Source organism: Burkholderia sp. MSh2 (assembly GCF_000731655.1).
Lineage (GTDB): Bacteria > Pseudomonadota > Gammaproteobacteria > Burkholderiales > Burkholderiaceae > Burkholderia > Burkholderia paludis.
In genome coordinates this window covers 82,553-97,058 of record NZ_JPGM01000034.1, presented here as the reverse complement: position 1 = coordinate 97,058, position 14,506 = coordinate 82,553, and the positions used below count along the sequence as shown (strand labels likewise).

Genomic DNA, 14,506 nt, shown 5'->3' with positions numbered 1-14,506 from the left:
TGGCCGGCGACGGCGCGAAAGGCGCACGTCGCCGCTCGCGCGGCGCCCCCGTCAATCGCCCGCCCGCCGATACCGGAAATACTGCTTGTCCACCCACTCGACGCCACGCCGCCCTTCGCTGAGCATGTCGTTCGGCACCTTCACCGACCCGAACGGCTCGAACCCGAGCCGCACATAGAGCCGGTGCGCGGCGAGCGCATTGCCGTTGCTGCGCACGATCACGTCCCGGCAGCCGGGCGCCGCTTCGTCGACACAGCGCCGCACCAGCGCTTCGCCGAGCCCGCGCGAACGCCAGCCCGGCGCAACCGCCAGTTCGGCGATCGACCTCACGGGCCCGTCGCCGAGCGTCGCGCGCAACGACGCCGGCAGCTTGCGGTCGTAACCCGAATCGGCCGACAGCAGGAACCCGGCGAGCGTGTCGCCGGCCAGCCACAGATGGCAGCGCGCGGCGTGCTCGTCGAACAGCCGGTAGATCCAGCCGCGCTCGCCCGCCTCGTCGAGATAGTGTCCGGCGTACGCGCCGGTCGTGAACGCCTCCATGTACAGGGCGAGCACCGGCCTCTCCCACGCATGGAACAAGCCGATCCCGCCGGAGTGCAGCTCGCACGTCGTCATCCCGCCCTCCTACCGTTCGAGCGCATAGGCCGTGCTCACCAGCAGCGACGAGCACAGCGACGCCAGCCGCACCAGCGGCAGCCCGGCCGCATCGAAGCCGTAGTTCGGATAGAAGTACTGCCCGAGCCCCTGCACCTGCCGCTCGATCACGATCACGCGACGATCGCGCGGCGCCGTCTCGACGATCCGTCTGACGATCTCCACCTTGTTCTCGATGTGGATCGACAGGATGACGATGTCGCACGCGCCGTAGTCGTACGCCGCGCCGTCCGCGTGGACCATCGCGATCGCATCGCGGCGATAGCGCGCCGGGTGCAGCGCGCACAGGTGATCGACGAAACGCTCGCCGGTCCTGAGCGATTCCTCGCTGAGATCCAGCCCGACGATGCGCGCGCCGCTGAACGACTGCATGAACAGCAGCGACAGCGGCATCCCGCCCGAGCCGACCATCGCCACCGTCGCATCCGCGGACATGTCCGACAGGAACATCTCGGTTCGCGCGAGCAGCCGGTAAATTTCCGCGTAGTACTCCTTGATGATCAGCAGCAATCCCTCGCTCGACGGCCCGGCGCGCAGCACGTCGCTCATCTGCCGCTCGAAGCGCACCTCGTTGTCGAGCGACAGCGCCTGGAAGCGCTTCATGTACTCGCGCACCGTCGCGTCGCGCAGGAAGCGCTCCGTCTCGTGTGCATCGAGCAACGGGGACAGCAGGTAGTTGCGGATCAGCAGCGTCTTCGCGAAACACGCGCGCAGATCGTGCCGGTCCGGCGACTCGAACAGCTCGTCGATCCAGCGGTGGATCTGGGTCTTCACGAAGTCGATGCGGTGCTGGGTATCGTTGGCCGCGCAACGCGGCGCGAGCGGCAGGGTGGTCGGCATGTCGGTGTCGATCCGGTCTCGGGTTGAGGGGTGCCGGCGGGCCGGCGTCAGATCCAGGCTTTCGGCAGCGCGGCCAGGCGCTCGCGCGCCATCGGGCGGGTCTGGCCGAACGGCGGATGGGCCTTCTTCTGCAATGCGTGCGCGAGCATGGTCGGCATGCGTGCGAACAGGAATACCGGCGTGGCCAGCACGGCGGGCACGCCCAGTTCGAGCAGGATCGCCGCGGCGGCCGCGTCGATGTTCGGCGGCAGGCCGCGCAGGTCCCGCATCGCCTCGCACACCGCCCGATACGCATCGAACGCCGCGCCGTCGACCCCCAGCCGCGCGGCATGGCGCTCGAGCGCGGCCGGCCGAGGATCGCGCTCGAGCAGCGGGTGGCCGAAGCCGGGAATCCGGTCGCCCGCTTGCACGCGCTGCGCGATGCGCTCGCGGATCGCCGCGGGCGCCTGGCCGACGAAGCTCGCGAACAAGCGCGTCGCGTCGCTGCAGGCGCCCACGTGCGCGGGGCCGCTGCCCGTCAGGCCCGCGATCAGGTTCAGGTCGACGCTCGCATAGGTGCTGGCCGAGAAGCGCGGCAACGCGATGGTCGGCGCGACGAGACCGAAGCCGCCGTGCAGCGCAACCAGCAGGACGTCGAACAGGCGGGCGTGCGCATCGCCCGGCGCACGGTCGACGAGGCAGTCCAGCACCGCCGCGCTGAAACCGCGCGCGGCGTCTGCCGGCGGCGGCCCGGCCGTCGCGCCGCCGGCGCCCTCGCCGGCCGCCGCGCGCCACACCGCCAGCAGGCGCGGCAGCGCGGCGACGATGCCCAGGCCCGCCGCCACGTCGTCGGCCTGCCCGATGCCGCGCAGTGCATCGGGCAACGCGACCGGCCGCGCCTGCGGGCCGGCGGCGAGCCCGGCCGCGATCGCCGCGACGAGAAACGCCTCGGGCCGGCGCTGACGGCCGGCCAGTTGCGCGACGAGCCGGCGGTCGTCGGGCGGACCGTCGTCGGCCAGCGTCGCCGCCAGCGCGCGATCGAGCGCGAGCACGTCGCCGGCGTCCGGCATCCGGCCCGCGAGCACGTGCAGGATCGCGGCGGTGAAATCGACGGAATCGATCAGTTGCAGCAGATCGACGCCGCGCACGGCAAGCCGGTCGGGCGCGATCGATACGGCGTCGATCTCGCCTTCGTCGGGCGCGGCGCGCGGGCGGGTAGCATCCCGCACCGGCAGGTCGTGGTCGGTTCGCATCGGCGCGCCCCGTTTATTGTCGCGCCGGCTTCGCGATCAGCACCTCGAAGCCGATCGCGAGCATTCCCGAGCCTTTCGACACGGTGGCGTACTCGCCGATGCCGGCCTCGCGCAAGTGCTCGACCGACTCCGCGACCGTGAACTTGCCGTCGAGGTGGACCGGGTGCACGCCCGCGGCCGCGCGCCGCTCGTTGAAGAACGCGAGCGCTTCCGGATCGGGATCGCTGCAGGGCTCGTGAATCAGTGCGAAGCCGCCGGGCGCGAGCGTGCGGAAAATCTCCCGGTATGCGCCGACGGGATCGGCCCAGTGATGCACGACCGAACGGCCGATCACCGCGACGAACGTCCCGTCGTCGAACGGCAGCGCGTGCACGTCGCCCGCGCGGATCTCGATACGCTCGCCGAGCCCTTCCGCGCGCACGTTCTGCTCGGCGCGCCGCACCATGTCGTCGTAGTAGTCGACCCCGACGAAACCCAGCGGCGCGAGCGACGGCACACGGGCCAGCTCGATCAGCGTGCGCGCGGTGCCGGTGCCGACGTCGAGCAGCCGCCCCGACGCGATGCGCCGCTGCGCGAGTTCGTGCTCGACGCGCTGCACGAGGTTACGGTTCCATTCGAGCGTAAACGTGTCGACGTAGTGATCGTAGGTATCGGCGTTGACTTCGGCGGGGGTGTTGGTGCGCATGCGGGTCTCCAGTCGTGAGGTCGAGGGGTAAAGCGGTCGCGGCATCATCCGGCCGCGGGTCGCGCGCCGGCCGGGGCGGCGCCGGGCGCCGCGCCGAGCCTGCGCATGAGCCGCAGGAAGATCGTCAGGTACACCGCCTGGCGCACGACGCTCACGCCCGCCAGCAGCGCGAACAGCTGCGCGAGCGCGAGATGATGCGTGACGCCGAGGTAGATCGCGCCCGGCGTGACGGCCCAGGAAAAGAACAGCCCGAGCGCCATCGCGCGCGCCGGGCGCTCGAGGATCTGGAAGCAGCCCGTCACGAGGTTCGTCAGCAGGTAGCTGAAGACGAACAGCGGCACATAGTCGAGCAGCGCGGTCGCCACCTCGATCACGCCGGCGTCGGACGCGAGAAAGCGCAGCGCGAGCGGGCGCAGCAGGAAGAACGCGACGCTGATCGCGGCCGTGAACAGCACGCCCAGCAGCATCACCGACTGCAGCGCCGCGCGGGACGGCGCCCGGCTGCGCACAAGATGGCCGATCCGGATCATGAACACCATGCTCAGCCCCTTGATGAGGATGAAGCCGATCGTCATCAGCTCGAAGCCGATGCCGTAGCCGCCGATCGCGCGCACGCCGTAGCGGGCGATCATCGAATAGACGGCCGTGTTCGCGAGGAACGTCAGCGATTCGAGCGCGGCCGACGGCAGGAAGATGTTCAGCAGCCGTCGCTGCGTCGGCCATTCCAGGCCGGGACGCGGCAGCGCGACCTGTTCGCGGCGCAGCCGCGGGCGGATGCAGCGGATGCTCCAGCCGAGGTACAGGCTCTTGGTGATCCACGAGGTCAGCGCGAGGCCGAACAGTTGCAGCGACGGATGCTGGCCGAACAGGCCGAACACGAGCAACGGATCGAGGAGGTTGTTGACCACGCCGCATGCGATGCTGATGCGCGCGGGCGACTTGGTATCGCCATACGTGCGCATCGCCGCCGACAGCGCGGTGCTGAGCAGCGTGAGCGGGAAACTGCCGACCACGAGCGCGTAGTAGCCGAACATGCGCGCGTCGCGGAAATGGCCGCCGGAAATGAAGGTCATCAGCGGCGCCCGCGTGCCGATCAGCACCAGCACCACCAGCACGCCGACGCCCGCCGCGAACACCAGGCTCTGCACGAACAGCCGCCCCTGCTCCTCGCGCGGCGCCTTCGCGAACACCGCGACGAACGACTCCTCGAAACTCTTCGCGAGCAGGAACAGAAAGGTGGCCACGCTGCCGTTGACGAGCGCGAGCAGCGCCATGTCCTCCGCCGGCAGGTCGCGGATCCATCGGTAATCGAACAGCGTCATGCAATAGCCGAAGATCGACGACAGCACCATCGGATAAAGCATCAGCCAGGTCGCTCGCACCTCGGCCGCGAACAGCCGCATGCGCTCGGCCCGCGATGCCGACGCGGTGCTCGCGGTGCTCGCGGCGGTCGCGGCGGTCGCGGCGGGCAGGACGGTCGCGCGATCGTCAGACATCGGCATGCCTCTCGTCAATCAGGCGCGGCAGCTTCTGGCGCACCGAGAAGCGCAACGCGTCGCGGCCGAGCACGTCGATGCGGCCCTCGCCCTTGTCGATGCACTCGCGCACGTCCTCGATCTCGCACAGCGCACCGGCCAGCAGCGGCGCGAGCGGCTCGAGTTCGTCGTCGCCCAGGTCGACGGCGACCGTCAGGCAATCGCGCCCCTGCGCGTCGGCGTGCAGGCGAAACTGGCAGTCGAGCGGCCGGCCGGCGCGCGCCGCGAGTCGCCCGGCCAGCAGTTCGACGCTGACGAGATTGCCGGCGAACTTGAAGCGCTGATCCGCGCGGCCTTGCAGCACGACGACCGACCCGCCCTCGCCGCACGTGCAGCGCACCGACGGCCCCACGCGCACGCGATCGCCGACACGGTAGCGCAGCATCGCGAGGCCCGGGTTGGCGCGGCTGGTCACGAGCAATTGCCCGTCCTCCTCTTCGAGGAAGAACCAGTCGTCGAGCACGTGGTAGTGCCCGTGCGCGCAACGCGGCGTGTGATAGCCGAGAAACCCCGTCTCGGTGGTGCCGTACAGCCCGTGGAACGCGGCATCAGGCCAGCGCCGCAGCACGATCGCGCGCTTGCGCTCGGCAAACGCCTCGCCGGTGTAGAGGATCTTCGTCACGTCGAGCGCGAGGCCGTGCGCGTCGAGCAGCCGCAGGCACTGCAGCACGCTCGTCGGCGTGCCGACCAGGACGTTGGGGCGGGCGCGGCCGAGCAGGTTCAGCATCGCCGGCAGGTCGGCGCCGTACGCGTCCAGCCGCCCGACCGGCAGCACGTTCGCGCCGATTGCTTCCAGCAGCCGGTTCACGCCGTCGTACAGCGTCGAGAAGCCGCCGGCCGTAAACAGGTTCGCCACCCGGTCGGTCGGCGCGATCGCCCGGCCCGCCAGCGCGTTCGCGAGCGCCCGGCCGTACGTCGCGTCGGGCCGCTTGCGCGCCGGCGCGCTGAGCAGCAGCTTGACCTCGCCGCTCGTGCCCGATGTGGTGTAGAACGTCGCGCCGGCAAGACCGTCGTGGTCCAGGCGATCCAGCACGCGCCGCTTCAGGTCGTCGGCCGTCTCGATCGCGACCTGCGCGCGGAACGCCGCGTAGCTGGCCACGCCGGCCGGCAGCAGGCGCGCATAGCGGGCATCGTACGAAAGCGCCTCGCTCACGGCGGTCGAATCGAAGCGGGTCGTGCGGTCGGACATCGTGGGCTCCAGGTTCGGGCAGCGGTCACGCGCTTGCGCGCAGGAGACGCAATGAGATCTTGCCGGTGCTCGTGACGGGCAGGTCGTCGACGAACTGCACGTCGGCGATGCGCGGATACAGCGGGAACGCGGCGCGGTAGCGGCTCAGGATCCGCGCCTTGAAATCCACGTCGGCGCCGGCCGGCGCCTGGCAGGGCACGACGAACACGGTCAGCGCGCCGGTCTGCGGATCGGCGAGGAAATAGCTTTTCGCGATGTCGTCGAACGCGTCGAAGTACTGGTGCAGCAGGCTGACGTTGATGAGCCGGCCGTTGCACTTGACCGTCTCGTCCTTGCGGCCGACCCAGAACACGATGCCGTCGTCGCGGCGAAACACCAGGTCGCCCGATTCGAGCGTCGAGAAGCGCTGCAGGCTGCCGTCGGGCAGCAGGTAGCCGTGCATCGCATATGGCGTGCGGTAATGCAGATGGCCGGTCTCGCCGGGGGCGCACAGCCGGCCCTGCGCGTCGACGATCCACAGCTCGATGCGCGGATCGATCGGACGACCCGGAGCGAGCACCCCCTCGAAGCAATACGAATCGAGACGCGGCAGATCGTCCGGCGTGAGCGGCAGCGCGAAGATCCGCGGCCCGGACTCGGTCTGGCCGAAGTTGTTCCACACGCACGCGCCGAGCGCGAGCAGGCGGCGCACCTGCGCGGCGTAGATGCGGTCGGACGCGTTGAGCACGACGATCCCGTCGAGCCGCATCCCGCGCGTCGCCTCGACCAGGTCGCACACGCGCTCGGCAATGCTGCGGATCAGCGGCACGAAGCGGATCCGGCCGCTGCCCAGGTAGCCGAGCACCTCCGGCGCGGTCAGCGACACCCGTTCGAGCCAGACGGTCGCGCCGGCCAGCAGGCCGTTCATCATCGTCGAGAAGCCGTACATGTAGTGCGTGGGGAACATGCACAGCACGCCGTCGCCGGGCCGCACGCCCAGATAGCGGCCCACCGCCAGCGCGTTCTCGACGAGCTGCGCCTCGTCGTAGACGACCAGTTTCGGCGCGCTCGTCGTGCCCGACGTCATGAACACGATCTGCGCGCGCGGCGCGTCGGCGCCGGCCCACGCGGCCGCGTCGGGTCCGGGCGCTTCGGCGTCGGCCGCCGCCGGGTCGAGCACGACGACCGGCAGCGCGTCGCATGCGATCGAGCGGGTCGCGACGACCGCGAGCGCGTCGAGCCGGTACTGGCGCAGCGCGGCGGGCAGCATCTTCGGGTCGCACAGGACGATCCGGCAACCGAGCGTCGACGCGAGCAGCGTGAACAGGAAATAGTCGAACCCCGAGAACCCGACCGCGATCAGGCAGCCGCGCCCGAGCAGTTGCGGCTCCAGCACGCCGAGCGCGCGCCGGGCGGCCCTCAGTCGCGCGCGCAGGTCGTGCGCCGTGAGGCGCGCTCCATGCAGCACGATCTGCCAGTTCGCATCGCGGGCAAGCAGCGACGTGAACTTCATGCGTCCGCTCCTTCCAGCACGAGCGAGGCCGCGAGCCCGCCCATGCCGAACGAGTTCTTGAGCACGCGCCGCGCGTCGCTCGGCGTTGCGGTGCGCACCACGTTGACGGGGCACTCGCGGGCCTGCTCGTCGAGGTTGATGGTCGGGGGAATGAAGCGCTCGCGCAGCCCGATCGCCGTGTTCAGCACCTCCATCGCGCCCGCCGTCGCGATCAGGTGGCCGTGCTGCGACTTGTTGGCGGTAACGGGCATCTCCGGCTGCATCGGGAAGATCGCGCGGATCGCCTCCGACTCGTGCCTGTCGTTGAGGATCGTCGAGGTGCCGTGCGCATTGACGTAGTCGATGTCGGCCGGCGCGCATCCCGCATCGTCGAGTGCGCGCTGCATCGCCAGCCGCATCTCGAGCGACTGCAGGTGCGGGATGACGATGTGCTCGGCGGCCAGGCTGGCGCCGTAGCCGGCGACGCGCGCGAGCGGCGTCTCGCCGCGAGCGCGCACGGCCGATTCGCGCTCGATCAGGAACAGCACCGCGCCCTCCGCCAGCACGAAGCCCGAGCGGCGCACGTCGAACGGCCGCGAGCGATGGCGGGGATCGAGATTCAGGTCGGTCGAGATCACGTCGAGCGATTCGAGCCGCGCGAGGTTGAGCGGATTGACCTTGCCGGACACGCCGCCGACGATGGCCGCGTCGACGCGCCCCTGGCGCAGCGCGAGCATGCCCATCCCGATCGCCTGCAGCGACGCGGAGCACAGGCCCACGTGCGCGAGCGCGCAGCCGCTGAACGGAATGTGCCGGTGAATCGCGCCGAATACGGAAGTCGCGTCGCCGCTCACGAACTCGCTCATGCGCATGTGCGACACGAGCACGCGGATCAGCGCATCGCGCGACTTGTCGCCGTTCACCCGGTCGACCAGTTCGAGCGCGCTCTGCACGTCGGTGGCCGGCACGTCGACGCCGACCAGGCAGCCGATGCGCTCCGGCGCGTAGTCGCGCACGACGAACGGCGCCTGCTCGAGCAGCCGCGCGGCGGCGAGGTCGCCGTAGAGCTGCTCGGCCGGAATCCGCCGCGCGGCGGGCCAGCGCACCCGCTCGTTGCCTTCCTCGGGCACGCCGGCGTGGCGGGTCGTATAGGTCGAGCAATCGAACTTCTCGATCGGGCGAATGCCCGAGCGGCCTTCGCGCAACGCGGCATGCAGTTCGTCGTAGCTGCCGCCGAGCGGCGTGACGGCGCCGAAGGCGCTGATGACGATGGCGTCCGATCGCGGCTTCATCGCCCCACCCCGCCCAGTTTGCGCACCAGGATCGCGCCGAGGCCCGACGACACGCCGATGCCGTTCACCAGCACGGGCGCGCCGGCCGGAATCGCCGGATCCGCAAGGGCCAGCACCAGATCGATCAGGTTGTTCGCCCGGCCGGTATAGCCGACATGCGGCTTGTACGCATGCAGGACGGCGTTCGGCCAGGCCTGCTGCACGGCATGGCGCTCCGCCCTGCCCAGCGACGGCTCGCCGTTCTGGTACAGCACGACGTGCGGCACGCCCAGCGCGGCCTCGCCGGGGAAGCGGGCGAACAGCCTCGACCAGTCGCCGCTCGACACGGACGTGTCGGGCTTGTACAGCGAATGGACGTCGAGCACCTGCGCGCAGGGTGCGACGCCGTCGCGCGGCGCGCGTTCGACGATCGCGCCGGCGGCCCCGAATGCGGGAATGATGCCGACCGGGTGCGTCGCCGTGCGCAGCAGGCCCATCTTCTCGAACGCGCCGAGATTGTCGGCGGACGTCATGTCGCCGACGGCCGCGATGACCGCCCGGTCGATCGCGCCGCCCTCGATCTGCCGGTGCGCCTCCTCGAGCGCGCACAGGCTGGTGAGCGACATCCGCTGCAGCGGATAGCCTTCGCCGCGCAGCCCGTACAGCTTCGAGATCTGGTACAGCGCATTGGTCGTCAGGAGGCGCAGCATGTCGAGCGGATTCAGGTGCGTCTTGACCTCGCCGAAGTATCCGCAACTGTCGAGGCCGCGCCGCTCGTGCAACGGCGCGAGCACGGCCATCGTCGCGTCCTCGCCCTCGACGCCGGTAAACACCGCGAACCGTTCGCGCTCCCCGGCCGTATAGGGCCGGCCGGCCGACGCCGCGTCGAACGCCTCGGCCGCGACCTGCAGCGCGAGGCGCGAACCGGGGTTCAGCAGCGAACGATCCTCGCGCGCCATGCGCTGCACGAGCGGAAACGGCAGGTTGACGCGCGCATAGTCGGCGGCCCGCGCGGCCGGCGCGAGCGGCGCGCGCGCCGCGAAGTCGACGCCCTGCAGCGACGCGATGTCGGGAAAGACGGCCGTCGCGATGCCGAGGCCGGTGATGTACGACATGGCAAGTCCCCCTTCACGTGAGTCTGAAACCGGGCGCGCGCGGTCGCGCCGCGCGGCGTGCCTGCGAGGCGGCGTAACGGCGCGGCTCAGCCGAACTGCGCGATGCGGCGCTCGATGTAGTTCACCGAGAAGTGCTCGTAGAGATCCTGCAGGCTGCACTTCTCGTGGCCGTTCCAGCTCATCACGTCGCACACCTGACGCCAGCCGTCGTCGGTCCATTCGGTGCCCGTGTGGCATTGCGGGTCGAGCAGCATCCGGTTGAACGGCCACAGATTTTCGAGGCTGATGCGGTTGTCGACCTTGTCCTTGAGCTCGTAGCACAGGTCGACGTAGTCGATCGAGCTCATGTTCAGTTCGCGGAACAGCGACGCGGAGTCGGCCACCTGCTCCGGACCGCTCAGATAGAGGATTTGCGCGACGATGTTCTTGATGTCTTCCTTCATGATCCACTCTCCTTGAGTCACGGGTTCAGCCACTGATGTTTTCGCCATTGCCGAGATCGATCACGCTTCCGGTCGTTTCGAGCGAGCCGTTCGCGAGCAGGACGACCGCGCGCGCCACCTGGTCGGGTTCGAGGATCTTGCGCATCGGAATCTGGCGGTAGAACGCCGCCGCGTCCTGCGACGCGAGAAAGCGCTCGAACAGGTCGGAGCGCACGAAGCCCGGCGCGACCGCGTTGACGCGCACGCCGAAGCGCGCCATCTCGAGCGCGAGAGTCTTCGTGAAACGCTCGATGGCCGCCTTCGACGCGCCGTACGCGCCGTTGCCGATCTTCGGCTTGCGCGCGGCAATCGACGACACGTTGACGATCGCCCCGTGCCGGCGCGCCTGCATCCCTTCTCCGAACGCATGGCAAAACGCCATCGTCGCGCCGAGGTTGATCCGCAATGCTTCCCAGTAGCGGGCGAACGGGCTGCCGAGCAGCATCGCGTCGTCGTTGATGCCCGCGTTGTTCACGAGCACGTCGACGGCCGCCTCCGCGTTCACGCGATCGGCGAACGCCTGCACGGCTTCCCAGTCGCCGCCGTCGACGCGAAAGCCGCGCGCCGCGCCGTCGTGTGCGTGCGCCAGCGCGTCGGCCAGCTCGGGATTCGATCGATAGGTGAAGTAGACGGTATGGCCGTCGGCGATCAGCGCTTCGACGATCGCGCGCCCGATCCCGCGGGTGCCGCCCGTCACAATGGCGAGTTTGCTCATGCGCGGTGCTCCCAGCTGAGGATGCCGTCCATCACGCTCTGGCCGTTCGCGTTGCGCAACTCGACGTGCGCGGTCGTGCGCGCGCCGTCCTGCTGCAGGCGCCGCAGGCGCGCACTCAGGCGCTCGCCCGGCCGCACCGGGCAGATGAAGCTGACCTTGCGCAGCGTGAGCGGCGGATGCGGCCGGTCCGCCGCGAGACCGAGCGCGTCGAACAGCATCGCGATCGCGAGGCTCAGGCTGAACGAACCGGGCAGCACCGGAAAGTGCTCGAAGTGCTCGTCGAAGAGCGGCGCCTCACTCGCCACGTCGATCACGCCGAAGTGTTCGCCGGCGATCGTGGGCGCCGGCGTCGCGGTGGCGGGCATCACGGCCGTTCTCCCGGCACGGCGGACGCGGGCAGGCGAGCCGGCATCAGCGCGACGAACACGGTGCCCGACGCGACGGCCGGATACGCACCGGCGCCGGCGCCGGCGTCGGCGTCGGCGTCGCGCGCCGATACCTCGACACGGTATCCGTCGCCGTGTTTCGCGACGGTGCCCGCCAACGCGAGCCGCGGGTAGCCGTCGACGCGGCCGAGCGCCAGTTCGCGCAGTTGCGCGGGCACCATCAGCGCCGGCTCGCCGTGCATCGCACGCGCCGCCTTGACCGCGAACTGATGCAGCGCTTCGATGACGAGCAGCGCAGGCCGTGCGCTCGACCAGTCGCGATAGCGCCGCGGATCGGCATCGCCCGCGAAGCGTGCGGGATCGGACGGATCGCGGATCACTCGACAAAGGGCAAGAAAGCCAGGCCGCGCCGTCTCGCTCCCCCTCTCAAACCTGGTATGTCTCATTGTTATGCCTTGTTATGTCTGTGTCTTGGCTTCCCGGCATCCGGCGACCGCTCTCACATCGGCCGGTGTCGTGCGGATCGACTGCTGATCGGCTGCGAGTGTATCGATTCGTCGCGGAAAGAAACGATCATGCGACCAATTGCAGAAGCGGGCGACGAACCGCGCATGGAGCCGATGGAATGCAGCGCGGGGCACCCGGCCGCGCGCCGAGCCAGTGCGCGCCGGTGCGCGCCGGCGGGCGCGGCCGGCCGCCGTTCGTCGCGGAGGAATACCGTTCGTCCGCGCGTCCCGCCATTCGTCGCACCGCGTCATGCCGGGTGGCGGATCCCGCTAAGGTGGCGGCATGGAACAGATACCCCGGGAGGTGCCCGTGTTGGCGGCCAGCTTGAGTCATGTCACGAAAACATATGGAAGCGGCGCGCTCGCCATCCCGGCGGCCGACGACGCGTCCCTCGATATCGTCGCGAACCGCTTCACGGTGCTGTCGGGCCCTTCCGGCAGCGGCAAGACGACGCTGCTCAACCTGCTCGGCGGCATCGATCGCCCGACGCGCGGCGTCATCGCGGTCGCGGGCGAGCGGATCGACACGATGAGCGAAAACGCGCTGGCGGATTTCCGCGCGCGTCACATCGGGTTCGTGTTCCAGTCGTTCAACCTGCTGCCCGTGTTCAGCGCGTTCGAGAACGTCGAATATCCGCTGACCCTGCTCGGCGTCGCCCGTGCGCGACGCCGCGAACAGGTGCTCGCGCTGCTCGACGCCGTCGACATGGGCGACAAGGCGCATCGCCGGCCCGGCCAGTTGTCGGGCGGCCAGCAGCAGCGCGTCGCGATCGCGCGCGCGCTCGTCACCGAGCCGGCGCTCGTGCTGGCCGACGAGCCGACGGCCAACCTCGACAGCGCGACCGGCGCCGCCATCATCGGGCTGATGCGCACGATGCAGCGCGAGCGGGCGACGTCGTTCGTCTTTTCGTCGCACGATCCGCAGGTGATCGCCGCCGCGGACGACGTGGCGATGATCCGCGACGGGCGCGTGGTGGAAGTCCGCTCGATCGCACCGCGCGAGGAGGCCTGCCAATGAGCCTCTGGGTACTCGCGTTCCGCAACCTGCTGCGCAACCGCCGCCGCTCGGCCACGACGCTGCTCGCGATGATCGTCGGCCTGACCGCCATCCTGCTGTTCGGCGGCTATGCGCGCGACATCAACTACGGACTCCAGACCAGCTACGTGCGCCAGGGCGGCCATCTGCAGATCCAGCACCGCGACTATTTCCTGTACGGCAGCGGCGACCCCGTCTCGTACGGGATCGGCAACTACGGGAAGGTCATCGATACCGTGCTCGGCGACCCCGCGCTTGCGCGCATGGTCACGGTCGTGACGCCGGTGCTGACGATCAACGGGATCGCCGGCAACTTCGGCGCGGGCGTGTCGCGCACCGTCTCGGGCAGCGGGATCGTCGTTGCCGACCAGAACCGGATGCGGCAGTGGAACGACTACGGTTTCGCCGACCGGCCGACGCCCGTCGCGCTGACCGGCAGCGCGCCGGACGCCGCCGTGATCGGCACGGGCGTCGCGCGCGTGCTGCGCCTGTGCGACGCGCTGCGGGTGCCCGATTGCCGCGATCCGGCCGCCGCCCCCGCCGGCGCATCCGACGCGTCCGACCTGCCCGACGACATCGCGTCGCTTTCCCGCGCCGAGGCCGCCGCGAAGCCCGTGCGCCGCGCCGGCCTCGCGCGTCTCGAACTGCTGACGTCGAATGCGTACGGCGCGCCGAACGTCGCCGAACTGTCGGTGATCGCGGCGCAAAAGCAGGGCGTCAAGCAGATCGACGACATGTTCGTGCAGGTGCACCTGCCGCAGGCGCAGCAGCTCGTGTACGGCAGCGGCCCGAACGCGAAGGTGACGTCCATCGTCGTGCAGCTCCGGCATACGGCCGACCTGCCGGCCGCGCGCGCGCGGATCCAGGCGCTGCTGCGCACCCGGCTGGCCGGCGAGCCGCTCGAGGTGCTCGGCTTCGCGACGCTCAATCCGCAGTACGGCCAGGTCACCGGCATGTTCGGCGCGATCTTCGGCTTCATCGCGGTGCTGATCGCCACGATCGTGCTGTTTACGGTCGGCAACACCATGAACATGGCCGTGATGGAGCGCACGCACGAGATCGGCACGCTGCGCGCGCTCGGCCTGCGCGGCGCCGGCATTCGCCGCCTGTTCGTCTGCGAAGGCTGCCTGCTCGGCCTGTGCGGCGCGGCCGCGGGCACCCTCCTCGCACTCGCGGCGGGCGTCGCGATCAATCGCGCCGGCCTGCACTGGACGCCACCCGGGCAGACCGATCCGGTCGCGCTGTCGGTGCGCGTGTGGGGCGAATTCGGGATGATCGTGCGTTATGCGCTCGGCGTGACGGCGGTCGCGACGGTCTCGGCGTGGCTGCCCGCGCGCCGGGCGGCGCGCCTGCCGATCGTCGATGCGCTGCGCTTCGCCTGACCGGAGA

Annotated in this window: 15 protein-coding genes; 2 read left to right on the top strand and 13 right to left on the bottom strand. The window is 70.2% G+C overall.

The features are described from left to right. Positions 1-51: 51 nt before the first annotated feature. The 13 genes from GQ57_RS22280 to GQ57_RS22220 all read right to left on the bottom strand — a co-directional run bounded on the left by GQ57_RS22280 (position 52) and on the right by GQ57_RS22220 (position 11,955). Positions 52-615 (bottom strand): GNAT family N-acetyltransferase, encoded by a 564-nt coding sequence (locus tag GQ57_RS22280; protein WP_034199019.1) that lies wholly within the window; start codon positions 613-615, stop codon positions 52-54. Positions 616-624: 9 nt separating this feature from the next. After that, positions 625-1,494 carry a hypothetical protein gene (locus GQ57_RS22275; protein WP_031397819.1) on the bottom strand — a complete coding sequence of 290 codons (870 nt, stop codon included), beginning with the start codon at positions 1,492-1,494 and terminating at the stop codon, positions 625-627. A gap of 47 nt (positions 1,495-1,541) precedes the next feature. Further along, positions 1,542-2,726 carry a citrate/2-methylcitrate synthase gene (locus GQ57_RS22270; RefSeq protein ID WP_034199018.1) on the bottom strand — a complete coding sequence of 395 codons (1,185 nt, stop codon included), beginning with the start codon at positions 2,724-2,726 and terminating at the stop codon, positions 1,542-1,544. A gap of 13 nt (positions 2,727-2,739) precedes the next feature. Next, on the bottom strand, positions 2,740-3,411 hold the full coding sequence (locus GQ57_RS22265; RefSeq protein ID WP_031397821.1) for a class I SAM-dependent methyltransferase: 672 nt from the start codon (positions 3,409-3,411) through the stop codon (positions 2,740-2,742). A gap of 44 nt (positions 3,412-3,455) precedes the next feature. Beyond that, on the bottom strand, positions 3,456-4,907 hold the full coding sequence (locus tag GQ57_RS22260; RefSeq protein ID WP_034199032.1) for an MATE family efflux transporter: 1,452 nt from the start codon (positions 4,905-4,907) through the stop codon (positions 3,456-3,458). Continuing rightward, positions 4,900-6,135, bottom strand: coding sequence for a hypothetical protein (locus GQ57_RS22255; RefSeq protein ID WP_034199017.1), 1,236 nt, complete (start codon positions 6,133-6,135; stop codon positions 4,900-4,902). The genes GQ57_RS22260 and GQ57_RS22255 overlap by 8 nt, the downstream gene beginning before the upstream one ends. 25 nt (positions 6,136-6,160) lie before the next feature. Then, complete coding sequence (locus GQ57_RS22250) at positions 6,161-7,627, bottom strand: class I adenylate-forming enzyme family protein (protein WP_034199016.1); 1,467 nt, start codon at positions 7,625-7,627, stop codon at positions 6,161-6,163. Beyond that, positions 7,624-8,898 carry a beta-ketoacyl-[acyl-carrier-protein] synthase family protein gene (locus GQ57_RS22245; protein ID WP_034199015.1) on the bottom strand — a complete coding sequence of 425 codons (1,275 nt, stop codon included), beginning with the start codon at positions 8,896-8,898 and terminating at the stop codon, positions 7,624-7,626. Before GQ57_RS22245 ends, GQ57_RS22250 begins: the two co-directional genes overlap by 4 nt. After that, entirely contained in the window at positions 8,895-9,992 is a 1,098-nt protein-coding gene (locus GQ57_RS22240) for a beta-ketoacyl synthase N-terminal-like domain-containing protein (RefSeq protein WP_034199014.1), read from the bottom strand. Before GQ57_RS22240 ends, GQ57_RS22245 begins: the two co-directional genes overlap by 4 nt. Positions 9,993-10,078: 86 nt before the next feature. Next, entirely contained in the window at positions 10,079-10,435 is a 357-nt protein-coding gene (locus GQ57_RS22235) for an acyl carrier protein (RefSeq protein WP_031397827.1), read from the bottom strand. Positions 10,436-10,460: 25 nt separating this feature from the next. Next, entirely contained in the window at positions 10,461-11,189 is a 729-nt protein-coding gene (locus GQ57_RS22230; protein WP_031397828.1) for an SDR family NAD(P)-dependent oxidoreductase, read from the bottom strand. Next, positions 11,186-11,554 (bottom strand): hotdog fold domain-containing protein, encoded by a 369-nt coding sequence (locus tag GQ57_RS22225; RefSeq protein WP_235212650.1) that lies wholly within the window; start codon positions 11,552-11,554, stop codon positions 11,186-11,188. The genes GQ57_RS22230 and GQ57_RS22225 overlap by 4 nt, the downstream gene beginning before the upstream one ends. Next, positions 11,554-11,955 (bottom strand): hypothetical protein, encoded by a 402-nt coding sequence (locus GQ57_RS22220; protein WP_235215107.1) that lies wholly within the window; start codon positions 11,953-11,955, stop codon positions 11,554-11,556. Before GQ57_RS22220 ends, GQ57_RS22225 begins: the two co-directional genes overlap by 1 nt. A gap of 436 nt (positions 11,956-12,391) precedes the next feature. Between GQ57_RS22220 and GQ57_RS22215 the strand changes: the two genes are divergently transcribed. Continuing rightward, positions 12,392-13,099 (top strand): ABC transporter ATP-binding protein, encoded by a 708-nt coding sequence (locus GQ57_RS22215; RefSeq protein WP_162836096.1) that lies wholly within the window; start codon positions 12,392-12,394, stop codon positions 13,097-13,099. Next, positions 13,096-14,499, top strand: coding sequence for an ABC transporter permease (locus GQ57_RS22210; RefSeq protein WP_034199012.1), 1,404 nt, complete (start codon positions 13,096-13,098; stop codon positions 14,497-14,499). Before GQ57_RS22215 ends, GQ57_RS22210 begins: the two co-directional genes overlap by 4 nt. Positions 14,500-14,506 lie beyond the last annotated feature (7 nt).

Excerpts from the sequence above, each read along its gene's own strand:
- GQ57_RS22280 (WP_034199019.1), bottom strand. The coding sequence starts at position 615 with ATGACGACGTGCGAGCTGCACTCCGGCGGGATCGGCTTGTTCCATGCG.
- GQ57_RS22275 (WP_031397819.1), bottom strand. The coding sequence starts at position 1,494 with ATGCCGACCACCCTGCCGCTCGCGCCGCGTTGCGCGGCCAACGATACC.
- GQ57_RS22270 (WP_034199018.1), bottom strand. The coding sequence starts at position 2,726 with ATGCGAACCGACCACGACCTGCCGGTGCGGGATGCTACCCGCCCGCGC.
- GQ57_RS22265 (WP_031397821.1), bottom strand. The coding sequence starts at position 3,411 with ATGCGCACCAACACCCCCGCCGAAGTCAACGCCGATACCTACGATCAC.
- GQ57_RS22260 (WP_034199032.1), bottom strand. The coding sequence starts at position 4,907 with ATGTCTGACGATCGCGCGACCGTCCTGCCCGCCGCGACCGCCGCGACC.
- GQ57_RS22255 (WP_034199017.1), bottom strand. The coding sequence starts at position 6,135 with ATGTCCGACCGCACGACCCGCTTCGATTCGACCGCCGTGAGCGAGGCG.
- GQ57_RS22250 (WP_034199016.1), bottom strand. The coding sequence starts at position 7,627 with ATGAAGTTCACGTCGCTGCTTGCCCGCGATGCGAACTGGCAGATCGTG.
- GQ57_RS22245 (WP_034199015.1), bottom strand. The coding sequence starts at position 8,898 with ATGAAGCCGCGATCGGACGCCATCGTCATCAGCGCCTTCGGCGCCGTC.
- GQ57_RS22240 (WP_034199014.1), bottom strand. The coding sequence starts at position 9,992 with ATGTCGTACATCACCGGCCTCGGCATCGCGACGGCCGTCTTTCCCGAC.
- GQ57_RS22235 (WP_031397827.1), bottom strand. The coding sequence starts at position 10,435 with ATGAAGGAAGACATCAAGAACATCGTCGCGCAAATCCTCTATCTGAGC.
- GQ57_RS22230 (WP_031397828.1), bottom strand. The coding sequence starts at position 11,189 with ATGAGCAAACTCGCCATTGTGACGGGCGGCACCCGCGGGATCGGGCGC.
- GQ57_RS22225 (WP_235212650.1), bottom strand. The coding sequence starts at position 11,554 with ATGCCCGCCACCGCGACGCCGGCGCCCACGATCGCCGGCGAACACTTC.
- GQ57_RS22210 (WP_034199012.1), top strand. The coding sequence starts at position 13,096 with ATGAGCCTCTGGGTACTCGCGTTCCGCAACCTGCTGCGCAACCGCCGC.